The sequence below is a fragment of the Bradyrhizobium sp. Ken64 genome, from assembly GCF_055807555.1.
In genome coordinates, this window is sequence record NZ_JBVVPA010000001.1 from 131,230 (window position 1) to 156,656 (window position 25,427).

General features: G+C 64.5%; 25 protein-coding genes. 6 read left to right on the forward strand and 19 right to left on the reverse strand.

The window, feature by feature from the left end:
- Positions 1–59: 59 nt before the first annotated feature.
- The 11 genes from AC0L2F_RS00635 to AC0L2F_RS00685 form a co-directional block, all read right to left on the reverse strand.
- Positions 60–1,232 carry a thiolase family protein gene (locus AC0L2F_RS00635; protein ID WP_007596708.1) on the reverse strand — a complete coding sequence of 391 codons (1,173 nt, stop codon included), beginning with the start codon at positions 1,230–1,232 and terminating at the stop codon, positions 60–62.
- Positions 1,233–1,491: 259 nt separating this feature from the next.
- Positions 1,492–3,081: a phosphoglycerate dehydrogenase gene (serA, locus tag AC0L2F_RS00640; RefSeq protein ID WP_473247157.1), complete on the reverse strand. Its 1,590-nt coding sequence runs from the start codon at positions 3,079–3,081 to the stop codon at positions 1,492–1,494.
- Between the two features lie 203 nt (positions 3,082–3,284).
- The gene (locus AC0L2F_RS00645) at positions 3,285–4,457 is read right to left on the reverse strand and encodes a phosphoserine transaminase (RefSeq protein ID WP_473247158.1); all 1,173 of its coding nucleotides are present in this window, start codon (positions 4,455–4,457) and stop codon (positions 3,285–3,287) included.
- Positions 4,458–4,536: 79 nt separating this feature from the next.
- Complete coding sequence (locus AC0L2F_RS00650) at positions 4,537–4,728, reverse strand: hypothetical protein (RefSeq protein ID WP_231170993.1); 192 nt, start codon at positions 4,726–4,728, stop codon at positions 4,537–4,539.
- A gap of 171 nt (positions 4,729–4,899) precedes the next feature.
- Positions 4,900–5,364 carry a GNAT family N-acetyltransferase gene (locus AC0L2F_RS00655; RefSeq protein WP_473247159.1) on the reverse strand — a complete coding sequence of 155 codons (465 nt, stop codon included), beginning with the start codon at positions 5,362–5,364 and terminating at the stop codon, positions 4,900–4,902.
- 25 nt (positions 5,365–5,389) lie between these two features.
- Positions 5,390–5,980 (reverse strand): glutathione S-transferase family protein, encoded by a 591-nt coding sequence (locus AC0L2F_RS00660; protein WP_473247160.1) that lies wholly within the window; start codon positions 5,978–5,980, stop codon positions 5,390–5,392.
- Between the two features lie 71 nt (positions 5,981–6,051).
- On the reverse strand, positions 6,052–6,879 hold the full coding sequence (locus AC0L2F_RS00665; protein WP_007614744.1) for an outer membrane protein: 828 nt from the start codon (positions 6,877–6,879) through the stop codon (positions 6,052–6,054).
- 167 nt (positions 6,880–7,046) lie between these two features.
- Entirely contained in the window at positions 7,047–7,874 is an 828-nt protein-coding gene (locus AC0L2F_RS00670; protein WP_007614746.1) for an outer membrane protein, read from the reverse strand.
- Positions 7,875–8,110: 236 nt separating this feature from the next.
- Positions 8,111–9,361, reverse strand: coding sequence for an MFS transporter (locus AC0L2F_RS00675; RefSeq protein WP_473247161.1), 1,251 nt, complete (start codon positions 9,359–9,361; stop codon positions 8,111–8,113).
- 226 nt (positions 9,362–9,587) lie between these two features.
- The gene (glmM, locus tag AC0L2F_RS00680; RefSeq protein WP_473247162.1) at positions 9,588–10,931 is read right to left on the reverse strand and encodes a phosphoglucosamine mutase; all 1,344 of its coding nucleotides are present in this window, start codon (positions 10,929–10,931) and stop codon (positions 9,588–9,590) included.
- Positions 10,932–11,150: 219 nt separating this feature from the next.
- Positions 11,151–11,318, reverse strand: coding sequence for a hypothetical protein (locus tag AC0L2F_RS00685; RefSeq protein ID WP_007614753.1), 168 nt, complete (start codon positions 11,316–11,318; stop codon positions 11,151–11,153).
- Between the two features lie 137 nt (positions 11,319–11,455).
- On the opposite strand from AC0L2F_RS00685, the gene AC0L2F_RS00690 reads away from it, so the two are divergent.
- Positions 11,456–12,592, forward strand: coding sequence for an alpha-hydroxy acid oxidase (locus AC0L2F_RS00690; RefSeq protein ID WP_473247163.1), 1,137 nt, complete (start codon positions 11,456–11,458; stop codon positions 12,590–12,592).
- 230 nt (positions 12,593–12,822) lie between these two features.
- Here the strand turns inward: AC0L2F_RS00690 and AC0L2F_RS00695 are convergent, their stop codons facing one another.
- From AC0L2F_RS00695 to AC0L2F_RS00730, 8 genes are all read right to left on the reverse strand, one after another.
- On the reverse strand, positions 12,823–13,446 hold the full coding sequence (locus AC0L2F_RS00695; protein WP_473247164.1) for a single stranded DNA-binding domain-containing protein: 624 nt from the start codon (positions 13,444–13,446) through the stop codon (positions 12,823–12,825).
- A gap of 15 nt (positions 13,447–13,461) precedes the next feature.
- A complete protein-coding gene (locus AC0L2F_RS00700) occupies positions 13,462–14,088 on the reverse strand; it encodes a hypothetical protein (protein WP_473247165.1) in 627 nt (208 codons plus the stop codon).
- Positions 14,089–14,153: 65 nt separating this feature from the next.
- On the reverse strand, positions 14,154–14,987 hold the full coding sequence (locus AC0L2F_RS00705) for a shikimate dehydrogenase (RefSeq protein WP_473247166.1): 834 nt from the start codon (positions 14,985–14,987) through the stop codon (positions 14,154–14,156).
- 93 nt (positions 14,988–15,080) lie between these two features.
- Positions 15,081–16,835, reverse strand: coding sequence for a SulP family inorganic anion transporter (locus AC0L2F_RS00710; RefSeq protein WP_473247167.1), 1,755 nt, complete (start codon positions 16,833–16,835; stop codon positions 15,081–15,083).
- Between the two features lie 98 nt (positions 16,836–16,933).
- Positions 16,934–17,218, reverse strand: a complete 285-nt coding sequence (locus AC0L2F_RS00715) for a helix-turn-helix domain-containing protein (RefSeq protein WP_473247168.1) — start codon at positions 17,216–17,218, stop codon at positions 16,934–16,936.
- A 402-nt stretch (positions 17,219–17,620) separates the two neighbouring features.
- Positions 17,621–19,669, reverse strand: a complete 2,049-nt coding sequence (locus AC0L2F_RS00720; protein ID WP_473247169.1) for an elongation factor G — start codon at positions 19,667–19,669, stop codon at positions 17,621–17,623.
- A 151-nt stretch (positions 19,670–19,820) separates the two neighbouring features.
- Positions 19,821–20,300 (reverse strand): DUF992 domain-containing protein, encoded by a 480-nt coding sequence (locus AC0L2F_RS00725; protein ID WP_007614763.1) that lies wholly within the window; start codon positions 20,298–20,300, stop codon positions 19,821–19,823.
- Between the two features lie 410 nt (positions 20,301–20,710).
- Positions 20,711–21,913 carry a pyridoxal phosphate-dependent aminotransferase gene (locus AC0L2F_RS00730; RefSeq protein ID WP_473247170.1) on the reverse strand — a complete coding sequence of 401 codons (1,203 nt, stop codon included), beginning with the start codon at positions 21,911–21,913 and terminating at the stop codon, positions 20,711–20,713.
- Positions 21,914–22,417: 504 nt separating this feature from the next.
- Between AC0L2F_RS00730 and AC0L2F_RS00735 the strand changes: the two genes are divergently transcribed.
- From AC0L2F_RS00735 to AC0L2F_RS00755, 5 genes are all read left to right on the forward strand, one after another.
- Positions 22,418–23,068 carry a glutathione S-transferase family protein gene (locus AC0L2F_RS00735; protein ID WP_007614765.1) on the forward strand — a complete coding sequence of 217 codons (651 nt, stop codon included), beginning with the start codon at positions 22,418–22,420 and terminating at the stop codon, positions 23,066–23,068.
- 155 nt (positions 23,069–23,223) lie between these two features.
- Complete coding sequence (locus AC0L2F_RS00740) at positions 23,224–23,400, forward strand: hypothetical protein (protein WP_007614766.1); 177 nt, start codon at positions 23,224–23,226, stop codon at positions 23,398–23,400.
- Between the two features lie 37 nt (positions 23,401–23,437).
- Positions 23,438–23,632 (forward strand): hypothetical protein, encoded by a 195-nt coding sequence (locus tag AC0L2F_RS00745; protein ID WP_156526862.1) that lies wholly within the window; start codon positions 23,438–23,440, stop codon positions 23,630–23,632.
- Positions 23,633–23,761: 129 nt separating this feature from the next.
- Positions 23,762–24,574 (forward strand): PAS-domain containing protein, encoded by an 813-nt coding sequence (locus AC0L2F_RS00750; RefSeq protein ID WP_473247171.1) that lies wholly within the window; start codon positions 23,762–23,764, stop codon positions 24,572–24,574.
- Between the two features lie 312 nt (positions 24,575–24,886).
- Positions 24,887–25,342, forward strand: a complete 456-nt coding sequence (locus AC0L2F_RS00755; protein ID WP_473247172.1) for a GNAT family N-acetyltransferase — start codon at positions 24,887–24,889, stop codon at positions 25,340–25,342.
- Positions 25,343–25,427 lie beyond the last annotated feature (85 nt).

The window sequence follows — 25,427 nt, forward strand, 5'->3', positions numbered from 1 at the left end:
AACAAAAAGGGCACGGCGTTTGCGGCGCCGTGCCCTTCGCATTCAATGAGGCTATCGTCTCAGCTGTAGATTTCGAACAATCCCGCGCCGCCCTGGCCGCCGCCGATGCACATCGTCACGACGCCCCACTTGGCCTTGCGGCGCTTGCCTTCCTGGAGGATGTGGCCGGTGAGACGCGCGCCGGTCATGCCGAAGGGATGGCCGATCGCGATCGAGCCGCCGTTGACGTTGTACTTGGCGGGATCGATGCCGAGCTTGTCGCGCGAATAGAGACACTGGCTGGCGAAGGCTTCGTTGAGCTCCCACAGATCGATGTCGTCGATCTTCAGACCATGACGCTTCAACAGCTTCGGCACGGCAAAGATCGGCCCGATGCCCATCTCGTCCGGTTCGCAACCCGCGGCCGCCCAGGCGACGAAGCGGCCCATGGGATTGAGGCCGCGCTTCTCCGCGTCCTTGGCTTCCATCAGCACGACGGCCGCGGCGCCGTCCGACAGCTGGCTGGCGTTGCCCGCCGTGACGAACTTGCCGGGACCCCTGACGGGCTCGAGCTTGGCGAGACCTTCCAGCGTGGTCTCGGGTCGGTTGCACTCGTCGCGGTCGACGACGTAATCGACGATCGACTCCGCCTTGGTCGCCTTGTCGACCACTTTCATCTTGGTCTTCATCGGGACGATCTCGTCCTTGAACTTGCCCGCCTGCTGCGCGGCGGCCATGCGGCGCTGCGACTCCAGCGAATATTCGTCCTGATATTCACGGCTGAGATTGTAGCGCTCGGCGACGATGTCGGCGGTGTCGATCATCGCCATGAAGATCGCCGGCGCCGTCTTGAGCAGTTCGGGATCGATCGATTCCTTCGGCGTGCCGCCGCCCGGCATCGAGATGCTCTCGACGCCGCCGGCGACGATGCAATCGGAACCGTCCGAGCGGATCGAGTTGGCGGCCATCGCGATGGTCTGGAGACCGGACGAGCAGAACCGGTTCACCGAGACGCCCCCGGTCGATTTCGGCATTCCCGCCAGCAGCGCGGCCTGGCGGCCGATGTTCGGCGCGCCATGGGCGCAATTGCCGAGATAGCAATCCTCGACATAGTCCTTCTCGACGCCGGCGCGGTCGACCGCGTGGTGGATGGCGTGGGCCGCGAGCGACATCGGCGGGGTGATGTTGAACCCGCCGCGGCCGGATTTCGCGAGGCCCGTGCGTGCATAGGAAACGATGACGGCTTCACGCATTGTTTTCTCCCTTTTCGAACGATTTTGAACGGAGCGTCGATCGACGTCTTCTCGGCGCCATTGGTACACAATGTCCAGCGGTCGCGGGAGAAATAAAAACGCCGCCCTCGCGAGAGGGCGGCGTTGTTCCGCGGGTCGGAATATACGATCGGCGTCATTCCGGGGCGACGCGCAGCATCGAACCCGGAATCTCGAGATTCTCAGGTGCGCAATCGCGCACCATAGTTCGCGCTTACGCGCGCCCCGGAATGACAGTTACTCAGAACGTCAGCGCCTTGACCTGCTTGACCTGCGGCAGGGCCTGCACCTTGGCGAGCAGATCGGCCGGCACCGCGCCGTCGACCTCGATCAGCGCGATGGCATCGGAGCCCGGCGCGACGCGGCCGAGATGGAAGGTCGCGATGTTGATCTTGGCATCGCCGAGCAGGCTCGCGAACTTGCCGATGAAGCCCGGCTTGTCCTCGTTGGTCACGTAGATCATCGACTTGCCGAATTCAGCGTCGACGCGGATGCCCTTGATGTCGACCAGGCGCGGCTTGCCGTCGGCATAGACCGTGCCCGAGACCGACCGCTCCTGCCGTTCGGTGGTGACCGTGACGGTGATCAGGCTTTCATAGTCGCTCTGGGCGGCGCGGACGATCTCGTCCACCACCATGCCGCGCTCCTTGGCGACGACGGGCGCGGAGACGACGTTGACTTCGCCCAGCATCGGCCGCAGCAGGCCGGACAGCACGGCGGAGGTGATCGCCTTGATCTTCATCTCGGCGACGTGGCCCTCATAGGTGATCTCGACCTTGAGGATGCCGCTCTCGGTCAGCTGTCCGGCGAACGAGCCGAGCTTTTCGGCGAGCGCGATGAACGGCTTCAGCTTCGGCGCCTCTTCCGCCGTGATCGAGGGGAAGTTGACGGCATTCGAGATCGCGCCGGTGAGCAGATAGTCCGACATCTGCTCGGCGACCTGAAGCGCGACGTTCTCCTGCGCCTCGGTGGTGGACGCGCCGAGATGCGGCGTGCAGATCACGTTGGGATGACCGAACAGCACGTTCGCGGTGGCGGGCTCCTCGACAAAGACGTCGAAGGCGGCGCCCGCGATGTGCTTGGAATTCAAAGCGTCGACCACGGCCTGCTCGTCGACGAGGCCGCCGCGGGCGCAGTTGATCAGGCGCACGCCCTTCTTCATCCTGGCAATCGCGGCTGCGTCGATGATGTTCTTGGTCTTCTCGGTCAGCGGCGTGTGCAGCGTGATGAAGTCGGCGCGCTTGAAGAGGTCGTCGAGTTCGACCTTCTCGACGCCGATGTCCCTGGCGCGCTCGGGCGACAGGAACGGATCGAACGCAATCACCTTCATGCGCAGGCCGAGCGCGCGGTCGGCGACGATCGAGCCGATGTTGCCGCAGCCGACGACGCCGAGCACCTTGCCGGTGATCTCGACGCCCATGAAGCGGTTCTTCTCCCATTTGCCGGCCTGGGTCGAAGCGTCAGCCTGCGGAATCTCGCGCGCCAGCGCCAGCATCAGGGTGATGGCGTGCTCGGCGGTCGTGATCGAATTGCCGAACGGCGTGTTCATCACGATGATGCCCTTGGCCGTGGCGGCGGGAATCTCGACATTGTCGACGCCGATACCGGCGCGGCCGATCACCTTGAGATTGGTCGCCTTCTCGAGGATCTTCGCGGTCGCCTTGGTCGCCGAGCGGATCGCGAGGCCGTCGTAATTGCCGATGATCTCGGCGAGCTTGTCCTTGTCCTTGCCAAGATTGGGCTGGAAGTCGACCTCGACACCGCGATCCCTGAAGATCTGAACGGCGGCGGGAGAGAGCGCGTCGGAAATGAGAACTTTGGGTTTGGTCATGGGAATGTGTCCTTCGCCGTCCCTAGAGGGAGATCGGCCTGAGGGCCGGAATGGGGAATTGCTCGGAAGCTCTTTGCTCTCCCTCTCCCCGTTCTTACGGGGTGAGGGGCAGCCACAGGCGAGGTGCTCGCGGAGAAAGCCCCTCACCCGGATCGCTGCGCGACCCGACCTCTCCCCGTAAGAACGGGGAGAGGTAAAAAAAACTACGCCGCCTTGGCGAGCGTGGCCTTGGTCTCGGCAAAGGCCCAGTCGATCCACTGGGTCAGCAGCGCGACATCGCTGGCCTCGACGGTGGCGCCGCACCAGATGCGCAGGCCGGCGGGCGCATCGCGGTAGTAGGCGAAGTCGTAGCCGGCACCTTCCTTCTCGACCAGCGCCACCAGCTTCTTGGAGAAGTCGGCCTGCGCGTCCTCGGAGAGCGAGGTGATCGCGGGATCGGTGAACTTCAGGCACACCGAAGTGTTGGAGCGGATCGCGGCGTCCTTGGCGAGGAAGTCGATCCAGGGCGTCTTCGCCTTCCAGTCGGCGAGCACCTTGGTGTTGGCGTCGGCTCGCGCGATCAGCGCCTTCAGGCCGCCGATCGACTTGGCCCAGTTCAGCGCGTCGAGATAATCCTCGACGCAGAGCATCGACGGCGTGTTGATGGTCTCGCCGACGAAAATGCCTTCGTTGATCTTGCCGCCCTTGGTCATGCGGAAAATCTTCGGCAGCGGCCAGGCCGGCTTGTAGGTTTCGAGCCGCTCCACCGCGCGGGGCGAGAGGATCAGCATGCCGTGCGCGGCTTCGCCGCCGAGCGCCTTCTGCCAGGAGAAGGTGACGACGTCGAGCTTGGCCCAGTCGAGGGGTTGCGCGAAGGCGGCCGAGGTGGCGTCGCAGATGGTCAGACCTTCGCGGGTCGCGCTGATCCAGTCGGCATTCGGCACGCGCACGCCCGACGTGGTGCCGTTCCAGGTGAAAACGACGTCGGACTTCGGATCGACCTTGGAGAGGTCGGGGAGTTCACCGTAAGCCGCGTTGAGCTTGGTGACGTCCTTGAGCTTCAATTCCTTGACGATGTCGCTGACCCAACCCTCGCCGAAGGATTCCCAGGCGAGCGTGGTGACGGGACGCGCACCCAGCAGCGACCACAGCGCCATCTCGACCGCGCCGGTATCGGAGGCCGGCACGATGCCGATGCGATAATCGGCGGGCACTTCAAGCACTTCGCGCGTCAAATCGATCGCGAGCTTGAGCTTGGTCTTGCCGACCTTCGCGCGATGCGAACGGCCGAGCGCTGCGTCCTTGAGATTTTGGGCATTCCATCCGGGGCGCTTGGCGCAGGGGCCGGAGGAAAAATGCGGCACGTTCGGCCGCGAAGCGGGCTTCGCTACAGTCATCGTCTACCCTTCCAGATAGTAAGCCTCCCGTTGGGGGGAGGTGTCCCGCCGCGGCTGATACGGGAATCGGGAAGGGTCGTCAAGGAAGTTCCGGGGCCTCACGCGCGAGTGATGGCGCCTCCGGCGCGATTTTGGGGGATTCGACGGCGGCGAGTGCGTTCAGCAAGTCCGTGGCTTCGCTGATCAATTGCGCGGCGCGGCGGCGGCTGCCGACTTTCAAAATGCATTTGTCATTGGCCTGCACGACGTAGTCGTTGCCGACCTTGATCATCGAATAGCTTGTCATCGAAATCCCCGAACCGATCGAGCCCGGTTTCGACGTCCCGTAGCACCGTTCGTTCCTTCACCAACGTGAACGCCGTAGCGGTGGTTTATCAGCTCTTAATATGAACGTATGCGCGATCGGATTTAGCTGATCGCGCAAGGCTCATAGCATGCTGCGTCAAAAGCGGACAGTCATGCCGACGTGACTCGCCGTGAACCCAAGCCGCTTGTAGAAGCGCTGCGCATCCGTTCGCGTCTGGTGCGTCAGCAGTTCGACCAGATTGCAGCCGCGCGCTTTCGCTTCCGTCACCGCCCATTGCACCAATTGCTCGCCGATCCCGTGGCTGCGGCAATCGGAAGCAACGCGGACGTCTTCGAGCAGACCGCGCAGGCCGCCTTGCGAGCTGAGACCCGGCAGGATCGCGAGCTGCAGGCAGCCGACCACCCTGCCCTCGCTCTCGGCAACCACGAGCTGGAGATTTTGATCGCGCTCGACCCGCACGAATGCCTCGTAATAGGACGCAGGCAACGGATCTTCCACGCGCTCGCGTGCGCTCCCGAGATGATCGTCGGCGAGCATCGCCACGATCGCAGCAACATCCTCGCGGCGCGCGGGACGAATGAAGACGGATTCGGCGTTCATTAAGTTACTCCTGCCTCAGCGCGCCTTAGCGCACCTTAGGAAGCCCGAGAAAGGTCTCGGCTTCGCCGATCCAGCGGCGGATGGCGGCATAACGACCGAGATCGAAGCCGCCTTCATGCGCGACGCGCGTATAGGCAAGCAGCGAGACGTCGGCAAGCGAAACGTCATCACCGGCGAAGAAGCGGTTTGCCGCCAGATGCTGCTCCATGCGATCGAGCGCCGCATAGCCGCGCTTGACCTTTTCGGGGTCGAGCTCGGAGGCGTCCTTGCCGAGATAGACGAGCTGGAAGCGGCACACCGCGATATAGGGCTCGTGGCTGTATTGTTCCCAGAACAGCCATTCGTCCATCTTGGCGGCAGTGAAGGCATCGCGCGGAATGAGCGCGCTGTCGCGCGCGAGATAGCGGATGATGGCATTGGATTGCGCCAGCGTGCGACCGTCCTCGAAGGCTATGGTGGGCACCTGGCCGGCACCGTTCATCTCGAGGAATTGCGGCGTGCGGGTCTCACCCTTGCGGGTGTCGATCTCGATCCACTGGTAGGGCAGCGCGAGCTTGTCGCAGACCCACCTCACCTTCAGACAATTCCCGGAATTGGTATCGCCGTAGATCCGCATCGCTGCCCCCGCGCATTCGGCGACAGAGCATCAGGACGGAGGCGGCCTGTCAATCGGCCCGCGCTGGCGCGTCAGAATTTATAGCCGAGGCCCGCGCGGACGGTATTGATGCTGGTGTCGACCGCCGAGCTGAAGCGGATGTATTCGTACTCACCGCGGAAGAACAGGCCACCGACCAGATTGACGTCAACACCAAGACCGGCGCTGTAGCCGTAGATCAAATGGTTATGCTGGGCGTCCGTCGAACTCAGCGGCGCGAGTGTAGTATAAGGGCCTATCAGGGTCGCGCTGATGCGGTCCTGCGCACTGACCGTGCGGATGATGTCGGCATTTCCGAGTGCGAGACCCGCGAACATGTAGGGCAGAAAGCATCCCCAGGCGTAAGCCGCGCGGCCGCGGAATGTCGCCATGTCGTTGATGTTGATCGATGACGTGGAGGTCGCCGTGACGTCGTGAAAATTGCCGTCGGACAGGGCGACGGCGCTGACGCGGCGCTCCGAGGCTGACGCGCTTCCACCGAACTTGCCGTGCAGGTAGCTGAATTCAAGGCCGAGTACGACATCGTCCCACTGGGCATTGTAGCCGACGAAAGCGCCGTAGCCGCTGGTGCGTTGCGACGCCTTGCCAAGTCCGAGATTCCACTGCGATACGCCCATCTCGCTTTCGATCAAGGTATCGGCCAACAACGCCGCCATCATGTTGCTGGTCGAGCCCTTGAAGTTCTCGTCCGACGAGCCGTAGCCGCCCTGAACGCCGATATAGCTTCCCTGCCAGTTGACGCCGGACTTGCTCAGGCCGTCGGTGAAGCTGCCGCGCAGTATGGGCAAGTCGGAGAGATCGGCCGCGTGCGCCGCAGAGACCGTCCCCAACATCGCCGCCGCCAATAAAAGCCTACGCATCGAACGCTCCATCGAACTCGAACTTTCGCTCGTGATCATGGCTCGTTAACCTTAACCAATGGTTGCGCCGGAGCCTTTCGTCGCCGCGCGCCATGAAAAATACGCAAAGCAAAACGGCGCGGGATGATCCCGCGCCGTTAAGAAGTCCTAACCAATCAGGCTGCCGATCAGCCCTTGGTGACGAGCGGCGGCATGTAGGCCGGCGGGCTGCTGAGATCCCAGCGCACGCCGAGTTTGATGTCGTGCGAGGTGAGCTCCTTGATCTTGATCGTGGACGGACCCGAGGCGCTGTTGTCGAACAACCGGTAGTTGCCGGGCGCCGCATCGCCGAGGTTCATGTAGCTGTAGGCCAGTTCGACGGTGAACCCGGGATTGACCTTGTAAGCGAGACCGGCGTGGGCGGCCCAGGCGAGGTTCCACTTTCCGTTGTCGGCGAAGTAGGCGACGCTGTTGTTGAGCAGCGGGCTGTACGACACGCCGTCGTCGCGGAAGCCGCTAATCTTGTTGTAGGAGCCGCCGACACCGGCGCCGATGAACGGGGTGATGCACCACCAGGTGCCGAGATCGACATAGGCATTCGCCATGACGACCCACTCGGACTTGCTGCCGCTGTAATTGTTGACGCCGACGAAGCCGGGTCCAATGACGTTGTCGCTGCCGTGCAGATTGGCCCTGCCCCGGTACTGGCCGATCACGTCGCCACGGAACCAGTTGTTGAAGCGGTAGCCGACACCGAGATCGAACAGCGTCGCCGAGTCGAAGCCGAGTCCCTCCGTCGTCTTCGTAAACCCAGGCGCTACGGCGCCCTCGATGCTCTTGGCGCGCTGGTTGGTCATGCCGACGTCGCCGCGCAGATACCAGCCGCCGAAGTCGGCGGGCGGAGCCGGGGGAGCGTACATCGGAGGGGGCGCCGCGATCGGCATGTCGGCGGCGAACGCCATCGAGGAGATCAGGGTTGCCGCACCCGCGGCAAGGAGAGACTTAACGCTACGCATTGGCTTCGTCCTTTTGGCCGGTGAGGCAAATACGGCGCCTCACGTTCTGGAAACTCACGTCCCGGACGATGCCAGCAAATGTTTAAGCGCCACTTAACCCTAATTTTTAAGGTTGATTTTTTCTCAACTCACACGCGCGGGCGGCGCGAGCGTTGCAGAAATGCAGCGCCAAATGCGACGCCGCCGCCGCATTTCCTAACGATGTATGAAGCCGCGTTGCAGCAAGACAGGATATGTTAACGCCCGTGCCGCGGCAGCTTGGGCAGGAACACCGCAAGCAGGCCGATCGCCGGGAGGTAAGCGCAGACCTGGTAGACGAAGGCGATCGAGGTGTGGTCGGCGAGTTTGCCGAGCACGGCGGCGCCCAGGCCGCCGATGCCGAACGCGACACCGAAGAATACGCCGGAGATCATGCCGAAGCGATGCGGTACCAGCTCCTGCGCGAACACGATGATCGACGACGTCGTCGAGGAGATGATCAGGCCGATGACCACGGACAGCACCGCGCTCGCATAGAGCCCGGCATAGGGCAGCGCCAGCGTGAACGGCAGCGCCCCCAGGATCGAAATCCAGATCACGATCTTGCGGCCAAAGCGATCACCCAAGGGACCACCGAGAAAAGCGCCGACCGCGTTCGCCGCGAGGAAAATGAAGAGATACATCTGCGCCGCCTGGGTCGACACGCCAAAGCGGTCGATCAGATAGAAGATGTAGTAGCTCGACAGGCTCGAGACATAGAGCTGTTTCGAGAACAGCAGCGCGACCAGCACGAGGAGCGCAACGACGACGCGACGCGAGTTCGGCGCGTCGGGATGGGCTTGAGCGACCGCGGTCTTCTTCGCCTTGATCTGCGGTTCGTACCAGCGGCCGATGCGCCAGAGGATGAGGATCGCGAGGAAGGCGATCGAGGAGAACCAGGCGATGCTGCCCTGCCCGAACGGCACGACGATGAGCGCGGCGAGCACCGGTCCCATCGAGGTGCCAAAACTGCCGCCGAGCTGGAACACCGATTGCGCAAAGCCGTACCGGCCGCCGGAGGCGAGCCGCGCGATGCGCGCCGATTCGGGATGAAACACCGCCGAGCCGAGGCCGACCAGCGCGGCGGCGACGAGGATGACCAGATATTGGTGGGCGGCACTGAGCAGCAACAGACCGAAGAAGGTCGAGGCCATGCCGATCGACAACGAATAGGGCTGCGCCTTCTTGTCGGTGTAGTGACCGACCACCGGCTGGAGCAGCGAGGCCGTGAACTGGAAGGCCAGCGTGATCATGCCGATCTGCGCGAAGTCGAGCGCGTAGGTGTCCTTCAGGATCGGATACACGGAAGCGATCAGCGACTGCATGGTGTCGTTGAGGAAGTGCGAGAAGCTGATGCCGGCCAGCACGACATAGGCCGGCCCCGCGGCACCTTTAGCGGCGGGCGCGACGTCACCGACGATGACGGGCTCGGTCAGCGTTTCCTCTGAGACGACGACAGGCTTGTTCAATGGAGCATCCCGGCGGGCGCGGCAGATTGCTGCGACAAGCTGATTACGATGCACGCGGCGACCGATCCACCGCCAAACCCCCATGGCTGGGATGCGCTTCGCTCCATCCCTTGCGGGAGTTCGTAGCCCGGAGGGAGCGAAGCGCAATCCGGGGCCGTTCGCTTGTTGCAGGATTCCCGGATTTCGCTGCGCTCCATCCGGGCTACGATCGTTCTCGCGTAGCGCCTCAGGCCGCGGCCTGCCCGAGCGCGGAGACGATGGTATCGACGACGTCCTCGACCAGGATGCGATCCTCGCCCTCGCCCATGACGCGGATCACCGGCTCGGTGCCGGAGGAGCGGATCAGCAGGCGGCCGTGGCCGTTGAGCCGCTGCTCGCCGTCGGAGATCGCCGACTTGACGTCGGAATTGTCGAGCGGCTTGCCGCCCTTGTGACGGACGTTCTTCAGGATCTGCGGCAGCGGATCGAAGCGGTGGCAGACTTCCGACACCGGCCGGCGCAGCTTCTGCACCACGGCAAGCACCTGCAATGCGGCGACGAAGCCGTCGCCGGTGGTGGCGTAGTCGGACAGGATGATATGGCCGGACTGCTCGCCGCCGAGATTGTAGCCGCCGTTCAGCATCTGCTCGAGCACGTAGCGATCGCCGACCGGCGTGCGCACGAGTTCGAGCCCCTGCGCATTGAGGAAGCGCTCGAGCCCGAGGTTCGACATTACAGTAGCGACAATGCCCGATCGCGACAGCCGGCCGTCTTCCTTCCAGCTCTGCGCGATCACCGCGAGCAGCTGGTCGCCGTCGACGACGTGGCCGCGCTCGTCGACCAGGATGACGCGATCGGCGTCACCGTCGAGCGCGATGCCGATGTCGGCGCGCATCTCGCGGACCTTCTTCGACAGCGCTTCGGGCGAGGTGGAGCCGCATTCCTTGTTGATGTTGAAGCCGTCGGGCTCGACGCCGATCGGAATCACGTCGGCACCCAGCTCCCACAGCGCTTCCGGCACCACCTTGTAGGCGGCGCCATTGGCGCAATCGACCACGACGCGCAAGCCGTCGAGCGACAGATCGCGCGGCAGCGTGCGCTTGGCGAATTCGATGTAGCGGTCATGCACGCCGTCGATGCGGCGGGCGCGGCCGAGACTGGCGCTCTGGGCGAGACGCTTGTCGATGGGCTCGTCGAGCAGCTGCTCAATCTGCTTCTCGACGTCATCGGAGAGCTTGAAGCCCTGCGGGCCGAACAGCTTGATGCCGTTGTCCTCGAACAGATTGTGCGAGGCGGAGATCATCACGCCGAGATCGGCGCGCATCGACTTGGTCAGCATCGCGACCGCGGGCGTCGGCATCGGGCCGACCAGCAGCACGTCCATGCCGACCGAGGTGAAGCCCGCCACCATCGCGTATTCGATCATGTAGCCGGACAGGCGGGTGTCCTTGCCGATCACGACCCTGTGGCGGTGGTCACCGCGCTGAAACGCCAGGCCTGCGGCCTGCCCGACCTTGAGCGCGAGCTCCGGCGTGATCAGTCCGTTGGCGCGGCCCCGGATCCCGTCCGTCCCGAAATATTTGCGGCTCATCTCGTCCCCCACGCGACAACCAGGGATCCCCAATACAACCTGCGGGTGCCCTGGCGGGACCCGCATCCCTGATTTGCTGAGGTCTTATAAAGCCATCGCGGCTAACTTGGCTTCAAAAAATATGATGAATCATTACGGAACCGGGCGTACCCCGGTGCCGGTAAGGTGCTGTTAACGTTATATTTCCAGCGAGGACGCCGGAACAGGGCGGAACCGCGCCTAGTCCGAGCGCTTCACATGGCCGTCGGCGCGGCTCGGCGCCGGCTGGGTGACATTGACGGGATCGGAGCCCGGAAAGGTCTCTTCCAGACCTTCTTCCAGCGCGTCCTCGAGATCATGCTTCTCCTTGATCTCCTCCGGCGTCGGTCCGGTGTGCGGCCTGGTCATGGCGCCCTCCTCTCCACAAAGGATTTGCAAACGATTTGGCTCTGCATCCAACCATGCTAGATGACCCCTCGATCTTCCGATGCAAGAGTCCTCCGATGCAAGACTCTTCCAGTACGAGACGGGCCGGGGAAACGTTCATGAAGCACATCACCTGTATCGACGATCTTCGCACACTGCATCAGCGCCGCGTGCCGAAGGCCTTCTTCGATTATTGCGACCGCGGCTCCTACGCCGAGGAAACGCTGCGCGCCAACCGCGAAGACATGCAGGCGATCAAGTTCCGCCAGCGCATCCTGGTCGACGTCTCCAAACGCGACACTTCCACCACGATCCTCGGCGAGCCCTCGACCATGCCGCTGATACTCGCGCCGGTGGGCCTGCTCGGCATGCAGCATGGCGATGGTGAGATCCTTGCCTGCCGCGCCGCGCAAGCCGCCGGTATCCCGTTCACGCAGTCGACGATGTCGATCTGCTCGATCGAGGACATCGCGGCCAGTGTCGAGAAGCCGTTCTGGTTCCAGCTCTACGTGATGAAAGACCGCGGCTTCATCAAGGAATTGATCCAGCGCGCGATCGCGGCGAAGTGCTCCGCGCTGGTGCTGACCGTTGACCTGCAAGTGATCGGCCAGCGCCACGCCGACATCAAGAACGGCATGACGGTTCCACCGGAATGGTCGCTCTCGAAGCTGTTGGATTTCGCCAGCAAGCCCACCTGGGTCTCCGGCGTGCTGCAAGGCAAGCGTCGCACCTTCGGCAACATCGCCGGCCATGTGAAGAACACCGGGGACCTCAATCGCCTCGCCGAGTGGACGGCGTCGCAGTTCGACACGTCGTTGAACTGGAAGGACGTCGAATGGGTCCGCAGCATCTGGCCGGGCAAGCTGATCATCAAGGGCATTCTGGACGTCGAGGACGCCGAGGAAGCCGCCAAGACCGGCGCGCAGGCTCTCGTCGTCTCGAACCACGGCGGCCGTCAGCTCGACGGCGCGCCGTCATCGATCGAGGTGCTGCCCGAGATCGCCGAGGCGGTCGGTGACAGGATGGAGATCATGTTCGACGGCGGCATCCGCTCCGGTCAGGACGTGATGCGCGCGCTCGCGCTCGGCGCAAAGTCCTGCATGATCGGCCGCGCCTATGCCTATGGCCTCGGCGCCGGCGGCCAGGCCGGCGTCGCCAAGGCGATCGACATCATCCAGAAGGAGCTGCTCACCACCATGGGCCTGTGCGGCGTCAACAGGATTGACGAGATCGACGAGCATATCATCGCGATGTGAGCGTCTACCGGGATGCAGCTGCAATAACAGCTGTCGTCCCGGACAAGCGCAGCGAAGCGGAGCGCTGATCCGGGACCCATAACCACAGGGAAGCGTGGTTACGGGGGACTCGGAGCAACCTGCATCGCGCAACAACTTCTCCCTGTGGTTATGGGTCCCGGATCTGCGCTTACGCTTGTCCGGGACGACAGTGGAATTTGTTGCGGCAGTTGCGCTCTATATTTCTCGCCTCACATCGGCGGCGTCACCCCATCCCTGCCAACGTTGACGCGGTTGGCTTCCAGCGAACCATCGTCCTTCTTCACCGCACCGAAAATGATCAGCTTGGCGCCCGGCTTGAGCTCGGATTTGTCGCTGGCGACGAAGGTGACGATCGGCGTGTCCGGGGGCACCACGACTTTCTTCTCACCGTCCTTGTACTTCACCGTGATGTTCTGGCCGTCGGTGCCCTTCACCGTCTGCGCCACGGTGGCGTTGGTCATGGTCGAGTTGGCGCGCGCGTCCCAGGGACGAAAGCCTTCGGCCGCGCCGCGCTGGTTTTCGGGGAAGATGTGCACCGCGATCGCCTTCTGGGTGCCGTCGGGCTCCGGCAGGCCGGTAACGCCGATATAGGAGCCGTCCTTGATCTCCGACAACGACGTCTTCACCACCGCGAAGACGGCGACGTTGTCGGTCATGCGCACCTTCACGTCGCTGCCTTCGCGGGTCTTGATGCCAAGCGTGTTGCCGTCGACGCTCTCGATGGTGCCGCGGATGCGGACCGTCGACGGCTGCTGCGCCAGGGCGGATGACGTAACGATGCAGGCGGCGAATGCGGCCACGCCAATACGTGATATCCAGGTTCTCTTGGACATGTTGTTATTCTCCGCTCACATCGGCGGCGTCAGGCCGTCGCGGCCGACACTGACGCGGTTGGTTTCGAACGAGCCGTCCGGCAGCTGCTTCATGAAGGCGATCACCTTGGCGCCGGCCTTGAGATCGGATTTGTCGCCGGGCACGAAGGTCACCACCGGCGTATTGTCGGCAACGAACACCTTCTTCTCGCCGTCCTTGTACTTGACCAGCAGCGTATGGCCGTCATTGCCGACCACGCTCTCCGCCACGGTCGCATTGGTCATGCTGGAGTTGGGCTTGAGGTCGTAGGGGCGCGAGCCCTCGCCGGTGCCGCGCATGCTCTCCGGAAACACGTGGACCTCGACCGCGTTCGCGCCGCCGTCCGGTCCCGGCACGGTGGTGGCGCCGACGAAGGAGCCGGGCTTGATGTCCGCAAGTGAAATCCTGGTAATGCCCGACACGTTCACGTCGGAGGCGATGTGCAGCTTGACATCCTCGCCGCTGCGCGCCTTGACCTGCATCGTGTCGCCATTGACGCTTTCGATCGTGCCGCGCACGCGCGTCGGCACCGGCGCCCTTTGCGCAAGTGCCGAGAGGGTCGAGACGGCCACCATCGCGACGGCGATGAGCGGACGTGTGAAAGTTGCACGTTGAACAGACATGATGGTCTCCGATTGTCCCTATCGCCCTTACGGACATAGAACTCCGGAGGTTACGCGCTATTCTCTCAAGTCTTTGTGAGATCGGCCTCGACCAGCGCACGCAGCTCTGCCGTGACCTGCGGTCGCTGGCCAAACCACAGCTCGAAGCCGCGGACCGCCTGATGCAGCAGCATGCCGAGCCCGTCGGCGGTCTTCAGCCCGCGCGCCTTTGCGGCCGCGAGCAGCGGCGTCACCAACGGGACATAGACGAGATCGGCGACCACGGCACCATCCGGCAGGCGCGCCACTTCAAGGTCGAGTGAAGGCTGACCGTGCATGCCGAGCGAGGTCGTATTCACGAGAAGTTTTGCGCGCGGCAGAATGTCGTCGATGCCGTCCCACGCAACAGGATGCACCTTCGGCCCGAACTGCCTTGCAAGCATCTCGGCCCGGCCGATGGTGCGATTGGCGAGATGCACGCAGCTGATGCCGCGTTCGAGCAACCCGAACACGATGGCGCGCGCGGAGCCGCCGGCGCCGAGCACCAGCGCCTCGCTGGCTGCGTCCCAGCCGGGCGCGCTGGCATCGAGATTGCCGATAAAGCCCTCGACGTCGGTGTTGGTCGAGCGCAGCTCGCCGTCCGCAAACCACAGCGTGTTGGCGGCACCGACCGCCTGCGCGCGGGCATCGGGCGTCGAGAGCTCGAGCACGCCCTCCTTGTGGGGGATGGTGACGTTGGCGCCGACGAAGCCGCGCAGCGACAGCCGCAACACGAAGTCGCGCAAATTATCCGGTGGAACCGCCTCGATGACATAGCCGCCCTCGATCCCGAGCGTGCGCAGCCAGTAACGATGGATCAGCGGCGAGCGCGAATGCGCGGCCGGCCATCCGATCAGACAGGCTGCGGGAGCCTTGGTCACGGTCGTCCTCCCCTGGGATCGTTTCGGAGGCGATCCATTTCGCGTCCCGCAGGCGCTGTCAAGCGCGCGGGCCGGATCGGAAGAGGCTCGACGTCAGGTCGTGCCCGCCTCACTGGCCGCGGGGTGCGCCGCGCCGCCCTTGATGTCGGCGACCGCACGCGCGATGGTCTCGCGATAGCGCGCGCGTGGCGGCGTGACGCCGTGGGTGAGCAGCGCGCGGCGAACCGTTGGCGATGCCCCCGTGATGAACAGCCGGATACCCTGGCGGTGGGCCTTGGCGGCGACGCGGCCGAGCACGTTGGCCGCGGTCGAATCCAGGAACGGCACGTCGGCGAAATCGACCACAAGCCCCTTGCGCTTGCCGGCGATGCCGTCGAGCACGCTGCCGATCGCCGAGGCCGCGCCGAAGAAGAACGCACCGGTGATGCGATAGACCAGCACGTCGCGATCGACCGCGAGCGCGGGGTCGTAAGGCACGCGCCCGCCATTATCGTCGTCGGGACGATCGGCGGCGACCAGCGGCGAACGTTCCTCGATGCCCGTCATCTCCGCCATGCGATGGATGAACAGGACCGCGCCAAGCGCGAAGCCGACCAGAATGCCTTCGGTCAGATCGCGGAAGATGGTGAGCAGGAAGGTTGCGAGCAGCACGACGGCATCGCCCCATGACGAGCGCAGCAGCGTCGCGAATTCGTGCTTCTCTGCCATGGTCCAGGCCACCACGACGAGCACGGCGGCGAGCGCGGCCAGCGGGATGTAGCTCGCGAGCGGCGCAGCGATCAGCATGAACAGCAGCAGGAAGACCGAATGCAGCATGCCCGCGAGCGGCCCCCGCGCGCCGGCGCGGATGTTGGTCGCGGTGCGCGCGATCAGCCCCGTGACGCAGATGCCGCCGAACAGCGCCGCGCCGACATTGGCGGCGCCTTGCGCCACCAGCTCGCAATTGGAGCGGTGACGGCGTCCGGTCATGCCGTCGGCCACCACCGCCGACAGCAGCGATTCGATTGCCGCGAGCAGCGCGAAGGAGATCGCATCCGGCAGCACGGCGGTCGCCTTCGCGAGCGAGAACGCAGGCAAGGCCGGCCAGGGCAGTTCGCGCGGAATGCCGCCGAAGCGCGATCCGACGGTCTCGACCGGCAGCGACAGCACGGCACATGCGACCGCCGCGAGCACGACCGCGATCAGGATGCCCGGCCAGGACGGGCGCCAGCGCCGCAGGCCGGCGATGATGGCGATGCTGACGATCGCGACCGCGACGGCCGACGGATTGACGGTGTGCAGGCCGCCGGCGAGCGCGACGAGTTTCGGAACGAATTCGCTCGGCTCCTTCGCCACCAGCGTGATCCCGCCGAGATCGCGCAGCTGGCTGGCGAAGATGATGACGGCGATGCCGGCCGTGAAGCCGACCGTCACCGGATACGGAATGAACTTGATATAGGTGCCGATCCGCAGGAAGCCCGCAGCGATCAGGAACAGGCCCGCCATCAGCGTAGCCAGGATCACGCCGTCGACCCCGTGACGGTCGGCGGTCGCCGCAACCAGCACAATGAAGGCGCCGGCGGGACCGCCGATCTGGAACCGGCTGCCGCCGAGCAGTGACGCAATGAAGCCGCCGACAACAGCGGTGTAGAGTCCGCGATCCGGCGTCACGCCCGAGGCGATCGCGATCGCCATCGACAGCGGCAGCGCGACGATCGCGACCGTGAGGCCCGCGAACACATCGGCGCGGAAATCCGACCAGCCGTAGCCCTCACGCCACACGGTGACGAGCTTTGGCAGATACAGTTCGGTAAAGGTCGGCCGACGAAGCTGGTGCAGCTTGCCTGCGTGTTCGCCTGTGACGCTCATTTCAGCAAAATGCTCCGCTGCCCACAACGCTCCGATGCATCGTGCGGCCGCGTATCGGGGCGCGACGGTGCGTTAGTTAAGTCTGCTCCCGAGCATGATCATTGCGGAATCACGCCCCCCACCCGCCGCGGCGGTCCCGGCTCCTTGAGCCGAACGCCACGTCCGCCGCCTTCGCTGCGCGCCTGCTCGCCAATCAGCTCGACGCCGGCCCGATCGAAAGCTTCGACCACCTTCATCAAGGTCTCGACCACGCCGCGAACGTTGCCGGTGCTCGCCTCCATCCGCTGAATGGTCGGCAGCGATACGCCTGCAAGCTCCGCCAAGGCCCTCTGGTCAATGCCGAGCAGCGCGCGCGCTGCCCGCATCTGGAACGACGTGATCACCTTGGCCTCACGTATGAACGATTATAAATGATGTCTGGAGCATGCACAATGATGTTAAATACATCATATCCGAGGAAGCGCAAGGGGGGCCTCCCGCGGGCCCGTCCGCCCCTCTGCCATAGCGAGCACTTGTTCCCTGACCGTCACCCTGAGGTGGCCGCTTCTTTAGCGGCCCTCGAAGGGCGACGGCCCGGCTGCAGCAACAGGGCCGCGCATCCTTCGAGGCTCGCCGCGCAGTGCAAATGCACTGCGCAACTCGCACCTCAGGATGACGGAGTTAGAGCCTTGCTGCGCTCACGATCAGGCGTGGGAGGGCGCAGCCCCTCACCCCACCCACCCTCTCCCCGTAAGAACGGGGAGAGGGTGGGAGAGAGTGATTCGTCCCTTACTTCGGCAGACCGATCACGCCGCGTGCTGATGCGCTGCGATGATCTGGTCGGCGGCGCGCCCCGTGACTTCGGCCATGTGGTCGAACTGGCGGGTGAAGCTGCCGGCGCCTGCCGTGGCCGAGCGCAGTTCGACGATCAATTCGCCGATCTCGGCTTCCGGCATCATGGCGCGGACGCAGTCCCATCCGCTCCAACCGTCGCGGGTGTCGAAGCCGAGGATCTGGCCGCGCCGCGCCGACAGGATCGCGTTGATCTTGGCGGTAGCGTCGGTCGGGCAGACGATCTCGACCACGTGGATCGGCTCCAGCAACACAGACTGGCATAGCGGCAGGCCTTCGTTGAGCCCGACCCGCGCCGCCGTGCGGAAGGCGAGGTCGGAGGAATCGACGCTGTGATAGGAGCCGTCGGTCAGCGTCACCTGCAAATCGGTGACCGGGAAACCGAGCGGACCGCGTGCGAGCCCATCGACGACGCCCTCTTCCACCGCGCCGATGTAGTTGCGCGGCACCGCGCCGCCAACCACCTTCTCGGCGAACTTGAAGCCCTCGCCGCGCGGCAGCGGCCTGATGTCGAGCACGACATCGCCGAACTGGCCATGGCCGCCGGACTGCTTCTTGTGGCGGCCGCGCTGGACGATCGGCTTGCGGATGGTTTCCTGATAGCCGATCGCGGGGGGATGCGAGGCGACCTTGACGCCGAAACGATCGCGCAGCCGCTCGCTCGCGACGCGCAATTGCATCTCGCCCTGCCCCCACAGCACGGTGTCGTGGGTCTGCGCGTTCATCACGAAGACGAGCGAGGGATCCTCCTCGTGCAGCCGCATCAGCGCCTGGCCGAGCTTGACGTCGTCCTTGCGGTCGGTGGCCGCAACCGAGATCGCGAGCACCGGCGGAGTGGGCTCAACAGCGACGAGCGCTGCCGGCGGGGCCTTGCCGTTCGAGACCGTATCGCCGGTCTTGATCGGGTCGAGCTTGGCGAGCGCCACCGTGTCGCCGGCTTCCGCCGCGGCACGCTTGGTGTCGTAGGCCCCGGTGACGGCGAGGATGCCGGAGATGCGGCTGGCTCCGCCGGAAGAGGATTGCAGCGTGGCACCGTCGTCGAGATGGCCGGCGAGCATCCGTGTCAGCGACAGCTTTCCGCCGTGCTGCGAATGCAGCGTCTTGAAGACGAAGCCGAGGGCGTCCCTGGTCTCGGGAACGCCGAGGCGTTTTGCGGTCTCCGCGATACCGGGCGCCTCGTGGCGCAACGCTTTCATCAAGCGCAGCACGCCGTTTTCGCGTGCGGCGGCGCCGAGCAGCACGGGGCAGATCAGCCCGTCGCGCAATTCGCGCGCGAGATCGTCGAACACGGCATCGCGCGGCGGCTGGATGTCCTCGAGCAGCTGCTCCATCAGCGCATCGTCGTGATCGGCGAGCTTCTCCAGCATCGAGAAGCGGGCCTCCTTCTCGCGATCGAGATCGCCGCCTTGGAGCGCGACCACTTCGGAGGCCTTGTGCTCGCGGTAAATGAACGCGCGCTCCAGCGCGAGATCGACGAAGCCCTCGATCAGCTCGTCCTTCCAGATCGGGATCTGGCGCAACACCAGCGGCACGCGCGAGGCGGGCTGCAGCATCTCGAGCGTCTCGCGGATGCGCTTGTTAGCGCGGTCGATCTTGTTGAGGAACAGGAAGCGCGGAATCTTCAGCTCCTCCAACTCGCGCAGAATGATCTGAAGCTGCGGCAGCTTCTTCTCGTCGGCTTCGCAGACCACGATCGCGGCATCGACCGCGGGTAGCGCGGCGCGCATGTCGTGGGCAAATTCGACGGAACCGGGACAATCGAGGAAGGTGTAGCTGTCGCCCATGAAACTCGTGGTGACGGCAGTCAGCCCGACGGTCATCTTGTGATGACGGGCCTCTGGCGTGGCGTCGCCGACGGAGGTTCCGGCATCGACGCTGCCGGCGCGCGGGATTGCGCCGGTTCGTGCCATGATCGCTTCGAGAAGTGTGGTTTTACCGCTTTGGAAAGGGCCCACCAGCGCGATGCACCGTGGACCTCGGGGACTTCTGACGTCTTGTCCCATTCGCCGCCTCCTTGGTGTGGAGCTCGGCCCATGATTGGGTCGGCAAACGCCGATGCTCTGCCCGTCCCCGAGATTTGGCAAGCATCAAACGTCGCTGCGGTGCGTCGTTGCCGGAATCGCGTCGGAGCGACGCGATTCGCACACGGGGTTGTTAACGGCCCGGGCGGAGTTCCAGACTCTCGAGGCCGGCTGCGACGTTGAGGCCGACCTGGCCCTGCACGCTGAGCGGCTGGAGCGCGATCGAATTGTTGGAGCCGCCCACCAGCACGTTGCCGCCGAGGCCGACACCGACCGAGGCGCTGCCTTGCGCGCCGGCATAGGTGCCGGCGAGATCGCCCGGTCCGAGCCGGTTCACCGGCGCGAACACGCCCCAGGCGAGTGCCGTTTCCTGGGTGATGCCGAGGTCGAGGCCCACCTTACGGATCGTCGCGACGTAACGGTCGTCCGGCAAACCATCGACGCGCAGCACGCAGCCGAGATGGGTCACCGATCCCACGATGAAGCCGACGCTGGCACCGCCGCGGCATTCGAGCACGCCCACCTGCACCATCCGGGACTGCGCGCCGGCGCCCGCAACGGAGGCAACGAGGCTCGCAACGGCAAGCCCGGCGAGGAGGAGTGAACGGCGCATGAATATCTCCGGCGATGAATGTGATGCGAGCAGAGAGAGCGCCCTACCCGTGATGCGCGATGGTCTATGCCACAAGAGTTCTGTGCGTGCCAGAACGAACACGTCCAAAACCGAACTCGCGGAGGGAGCCCCTCACCCCACCCTCTCCCCGTAAGAACGGGGCGAGGGAGTGAGAGGTCGGCGCGCCCCTTACGATGAACAACGGCCAGGCGTTACTTAAACCTCTCCCCGCTCTTTTGCGGGGAGAGGTCGGATCGCTTTGGCGCGCAAGTGCGCGCCTGAGCGATCCGGGTGAGGGGCATGGCACAGCATCGGCCCAAGCATTCGTCCATCCAACTTCACTCATCGAAGCACTCATAAAAAAGGCCCGCGCGAAGCGGGCCCTTCCAATTTGCACTGCGGCGATAGCCTTACCGAAGATTGCCGCAGAAGCGCTGGATGCGCTTGCAGGCGTCTTCGAGGTCCGAGGTCTTGGTCGCGTAGGAGATGCGGAACGCGGGGCCGAGGCCGAAGGCCGAGCCCTGCACCACGGCGACGCCTTCAGTCTCCAGCAGTTCGGTGACGAACGTCTCGTCATTGTCGATCACCTTGCCCGACGGCGCGGTCTTGCCGATGGTGCCGGCGCAGGACGGATAGACGTAGAAGGCGCCCTCGGGCCGCGGGCACTCGATGCCCTTGGCCTGATTCAGCATGGAGACGACGAGGTCGCGGCGCTCCTTGAAGACCTTGTTGTTGGCGGGGATGAAGTCCTGCGGACCGTTCAGCGCCTCAACCGCGGCCCATTGCGCGATCGACGACGGGTTCGAGGTCGACTGCGACTGGATCGTCGACATCGCCTTGATGAGCTGCGCCGGGCCGCCGGCATAGCCGATACGCCAGCCGGTCATGCAATAGGCCTTCGACACGCCGTTCACGGTGAGCGTGCGGTCGTAGAGTTTCGGCTCGACCTGCGCGACCGTGGTGAACTGGAAGTCGTCATAGACGAGATGCTCGTACATGTCGTCGGTCATGACCCAGACGTGCGGATGCTTCACGAGCACGTCGGTCAGCGCCTTCAGCTCGGTCCTGGTGTAGGCAGCTCCGGTCGGGTTCGACGGCGAGCACAGGATCACCCATTTGGTCTTCGGCGTGATCGCGCGCTCGAGCGCCTCGGCCTGGAGCTTGAAGCCGGTCGCGGCGGTGCAGACCACCGGCACCGGCTCGCCGCCGGCGAGCGCGACCATCTCGGGATAGCTGACCCAGTACGGCGCGGGGATGATCACCTCGTCGCCCGGATTCATGGTTGCCATCAGCGCGTTGTAGAGCACCTGCTTGCCGCCAGTGCCGACGATGATCTGGTTCGCCTTGTAGACGACGCCGTTCTCGCGCTGAAACTTGGCGATGATGGCTTCCTTCAACTCGGGAATGCCGTCGACGGCGGTGTACTTCGTCTTGCCGGCTTCGATGGCGTGGATCGCGGCCAGCTTGATGTTGGCGGGCGTGTCGAAGTCGGGCTCGCCGGCACCTAAGCCGATGACGTTGCGGCCCGCCGCGTTCAGCGCACGTGCTTTATCCGTGACCGCGATGGTCGCGGACGGCTTCACACGGTCGAGCGCAGCGGCAAGGAAGGACATCGTCATCTCCTGACAAGCGTCGTGAACCCTTTGGCTTCACGACTCCGATTGTGGGAATGAGCCACCCTAAAACGAGTGCCGTTGCACCGCAAGAAACTTCGGCCCGATCCCGCAAAAGTTTACGTGTCTGACGCGCATCAAGCCGCGATTTCCCGCAATATTGCGCAACTTTGCCAGGCAAATCCCACATATCCGACAAGGCGTGTCCTCGGAGCAATTTTGGCGCCTTCGAGGGCCATGACAATGCGGAAGCTTCAGTGCCCAAAACGCGACCGCCGCTTCTCGCAAACGATCGCGTCGAGCAACGCACTTGTGCGTTGACGCAAGCGTGAACTGAGTTGGATGGTCGCACGGAAATGATCTTCCGCCGCATTGCAATGCGGTAGGGTTTTCGAGTTTTTCTATTGGCCGGGTCTTGCGGCGGATTCGCATCGGCATCATTGTTTAGCCGCGTTGCGGGGCAACAAGCGCCGCGCCCTCCCGTCTTCCGGAATCATCCTCAGAATGTACAAGCTCTATTCGATGCAGCGCTCGGGCAACAGCTACAAGGTCCGCCTTGCGCTGGCGCTGCTGAACTTGCCTTACGAAGCGGTCGAGGTGGACATTCTGCGCGGCGAGAGCCGCACCCCGGACTTCCTGGCCAAGAACCCATCCGGTCAGGTGCCGCTGCTCGAGGTCGGCGACGATCGCTATCTCGCCGAGTCCAACGCCATCCTGTGGTATGTCGCCGTCGGCACGCCGCTCGCGCCGGAGAACCGCATCGATCGCGCCGACGCGCTGCAATGGATGTTCTTCGAGCAGCACGCGCTGGAGCCGAACATCGGCGCGGCCTATTTCTGGCTGTCGCTGGTGAGGGGTGGCCGCGACCTCCAGACTCATTCGCTGGAGGATTGGATGGAGCGCGGCTATGGCGCGCTCCAGGTGATGGAGAATCACCTCAAGACCAACGACTATTTCGCCGCCCGCCAGCTCACGGTCGCCGACATCGCGCTGTACGGCTACACCCACCTCGCCGACCGCTGCGACTTCGACCTCTCGACCTTCCCGGCCATCCGGGACTGGCTGAAGCGCGTGGAAGCGGCCCCCGGCTTCGTCGCAATGGACTGGCGGCCGGCTGACATCGAGGACCCCGCCAGCATCGCCGCTGGTGCCTGAGGGGCGATCGCGCTCTGGCGGATAGCGGGCATAAGGGTCAACATTGCCGCAATCTCGCCATTTTCGCGCGATTGGCCGCCGCAATATTGCCGATTGCAACAGTGAAATTGTTCGATGTCGCGGGTGATTCGCTCGCGCGTTGAAGGATTTAGACCATGATTCGGGCGTCCGGCACGGCAGGCTTTCAGGGCCCACCCGCTACCGTTTCGTCTTCCCGGCTGACCAACGCGGTCGCGGCCTCGCTCGCCGTCGCCGCGCTCTCGCTGTGCCTGATCGTCACCCTGACGGTGCTGTCGACCAAGGCGACCATGGCGATGGGCCTGCCGGTCTGATTCCCGCTTCATCCTGGACCCGCCTTCAAGGCGCCGCGTGGCCCGCGCCGACCGGCATCGCGACAGGATTTCGATGAAATCACCTGTGGTCATCGTTGCAATCACCCTGACCGCGGCCATCCTGGTCGCGGCATCGCTGTTGATCTTCGTCGGCACGCGCAAGGGCCAGGGGACGTCGACGCTGAATGCGCCCGCGCTGCAACAACGTCTCAAGCACGCGCACTTGGTCTAAAATCATCCGAAAGCTTTGCGCATGAACCAAAGCGCACCTTAAGCACACCGCGCAAAACCGCATCGCAATGGCGCAATGTTCGGTCAGTGTTGCCGCCTTACCTCGTCCAGGGAGGAGCGAGACAGGCCCATGCGGTTGGGATGGCGTGCGATCTCCGGTCCGGCGCTGACGGCAGCGACTTTGCTGCTGACGATGTTTTTCGATCGCTTCGTCCCCGTTCCCTCGCCCGCGCCGCTGCTCGTCTGCATCGTGGCGCTCGCCGGCGCGCTCTCGGGTCCCGCTTCCGCCGTCGCCAGCGTAGCCATCGCCGTCATCGGCGCAGCACTGCTGCTCCTCAGCCGGCACGGCGTTGCAGGCCTGACCACGGCGGATATGATCCGGCTCGGCCTCCTGGCCGCGACGGCCGCGGGCACCGCAGGCATCACCGGCTTGATGCGCCAGCGGCTGCTCGGCACGTTTGCCGCCGAACGTCGGAGCCACGCCGCCGCCGCGCGGCTGTCGGCGGCGCTCGACCAGGCCGATATCGGCATCGTGCTGCTCGATGCCGAGACGCGCGCCGAATTCATCAACCGGGCGTTCCGCGATTATTTTGCGGTGCCGGACGACATCGCCGACGGCAAGCCGCCGTTCATCGCGCTGATGTATCACGGCCGCGACACCGGCGCGTTCGAATTGCCCGAGGACGAGCTCGGCACCTTCATCGCACAGCGCATGGAGATGGTGCGGATCGGCGATGCCACGCCGATCAACATCGCGTTGCGCAATGGCGAGGTGTTGCGCTTCGTCTGTGCCACGCTGCCCGATGGCGGGCGCATGCTGAGCTACACGCCCGTGACCGACCTCGTGCGCCACACCGATGCGCCGTCCCGCGCCGACTACTACCGCTCGCTGCGCGATCCCGCGGGCCGCAAGCTGATCCGGTATCTGCGCGTCGCGGAGTGATGCGATTGCGAGCGGGCGCTCGCGGAGACAGCCCCTCACCCCACCCTCTCCCCGTAAGAACGGGGCGAGGGAGCGAGAGAACAGTGCGTCCCTCACTTAGGACATCACTGCGAGCTGCGCGTCTTAACCTCTCCCCGCTCTTCTGCGGGGAGAGGTCGGATCGCTTTGGCGCGCAAGTGCGCGCCTGAGCGATCCGGGTGAGGGGCATGGCACACCGTTGCCATGACTGGATATCCATCCGACTCGTAAGACAATTGATCAGGACCTCCCTCATCACGTATGAAGGAGGCCTCATCGATCGCGGGAATTCATATGTCGCTCACCATTCGCCCCGTCACCAGGCAGGACTACGAACAATGGCTGCCGCTGTGGGACGGCTACAACGCCTTCTACGGCCGCTCCGGTCCGACCGCGCTCTCGCCCGAAATCACGCGCGTGACGTGGCAGCGTTTTTTCGATGCCTATGAGCCGGTGCACGGATTGGTCGCCGAGAGCGACGGCCACCTGCTCGGGATGACGAATTACCTGTTTCACCGCAGCACCACCGCGATCGAGCCATCCTGCTATCTGCAGGACCTGTTCACGACCCAGGCCGCACGCGGCAAGGGCGTCGGCTCGGCGCTGATCCACGGCGTCTACGAGCGCGCGAAGCTCGCAGGCTCTCCGCGCGTGTACTGGCAAACGCATGAGACCAACGTGACGGCGCAGCGCCTGTACGACAAGGTCGCCGAGCGTTCCGGGTTCATCGTCTATCGCAAGATCTTCTGATCCTCGCGATCGCGACGCCTGTGGATAACTCTGCCTGTCACCCGCGCGTAACATAGCGCGACTAGGCTGCAGCTGCGTCTGGTCA

Excerpts from the sequence above, each read along its gene's own strand:
- AC0L2F_RS00635 (WP_007596708.1), bottom strand. The coding sequence starts at position 1,232 with ATGCGTGAAGCCGTCATCGTTTCCTATGCACGCACGGGCCTCGCGAAA.
- serA (WP_473247157.1), bottom strand. The coding sequence starts at position 3,081 with ATGACCAAACCCAAAGTTCTCATTTCCGACGCGCTCTCTCCCGCCGCC.
- AC0L2F_RS00645 (WP_473247158.1), bottom strand. The coding sequence starts at position 4,457 with ATGACTGTAGCGAAGCCCGCTTCGCGGCCGAACGTGCCGCATTTTTCC.
- AC0L2F_RS00650 (WP_231170993.1), bottom strand. The coding sequence starts at position 4,728 with ATGATCAAGGTCGGCAACGACTACGTCGTGCAGGCCAATGACAAATGC.
- AC0L2F_RS00655 (WP_473247159.1), bottom strand. The coding sequence starts at position 5,364 with ATGAACGCCGAATCCGTCTTCATTCGTCCCGCGCGCCGCGAGGATGTT.
- AC0L2F_RS00660 (WP_473247160.1), bottom strand. The coding sequence starts at position 5,980 with ATGCGGATCTACGGCGATACCAATTCCGGGAATTGTCTGAAGGTGAGG.
- AC0L2F_RS00665 (WP_007614744.1), bottom strand. The coding sequence starts at position 6,879 with ATGCGTAGGCTTTTATTGGCGGCGGCGATGTTGGGGACGGTCTCTGCG.
- AC0L2F_RS00670 (WP_007614746.1), bottom strand. The coding sequence starts at position 7,874 with ATGCGTAGCGTTAAGTCTCTCCTTGCCGCGGGTGCGGCAACCCTGATC.
- glmM (WP_473247162.1), bottom strand. The coding sequence starts at position 10,931 with ATGAGCCGCAAATATTTCGGGACGGACGGGATCCGGGGCCGCGCCAAC.
- AC0L2F_RS00685 (WP_007614753.1), bottom strand. The coding sequence starts at position 11,318 with ATGACCAGGCCGCACACCGGACCGACGCCGGAGGAGATCAAGGAGAAG.
- AC0L2F_RS00690 (WP_473247163.1), top strand. The coding sequence starts at position 11,456 with ATGAAGCACATCACCTGTATCGACGATCTTCGCACACTGCATCAGCGC.
- AC0L2F_RS00695 (WP_473247164.1), bottom strand. The coding sequence starts at position 13,446 with ATGTCCAAGAGAACCTGGATATCACGTATTGGCGTGGCCGCATTCGCC.
- AC0L2F_RS00700 (WP_473247165.1), bottom strand. The coding sequence starts at position 14,088 with ATGTCTGTTCAACGTGCAACTTTCACACGTCCGCTCATCGCCGTCGCG.
- AC0L2F_RS00710 (WP_473247167.1), bottom strand. The coding sequence starts at position 16,835 with ATGAGCGTCACAGGCGAACACGCAGGCAAGCTGCACCAGCTTCGTCGG.
- AC0L2F_RS00720 (WP_473247169.1), bottom strand. The coding sequence starts at position 19,669 with ATGGGACAAGACGTCAGAAGTCCCCGAGGTCCACGGTGCATCGCGCTG.
- AC0L2F_RS00725 (WP_007614763.1), bottom strand. The coding sequence starts at position 20,300 with ATGCGCCGTTCACTCCTCCTCGCCGGGCTTGCCGTTGCGAGCCTCGTT.
- AC0L2F_RS00730 (WP_473247170.1), bottom strand. The coding sequence starts at position 21,913 with ATGTCCTTCCTTGCCGCTGCGCTCGACCGTGTGAAGCCGTCCGCGACC.
- AC0L2F_RS00735 (WP_007614765.1), top strand. The coding sequence starts at position 22,418 with ATGTACAAGCTCTATTCGATGCAGCGCTCGGGCAACAGCTACAAGGTC.
- AC0L2F_RS00740 (WP_007614766.1), top strand. The coding sequence starts at position 23,224 with ATGATTCGGGCGTCCGGCACGGCAGGCTTTCAGGGCCCACCCGCTACC.
- AC0L2F_RS00750 (WP_473247171.1), top strand. The coding sequence starts at position 23,762 with ATGCGGTTGGGATGGCGTGCGATCTCCGGTCCGGCGCTGACGGCAGCG.
- AC0L2F_RS00755 (WP_473247172.1), top strand. The coding sequence starts at position 24,887 with ATGTCGCTCACCATTCGCCCCGTCACCAGGCAGGACTACGAACAATGG.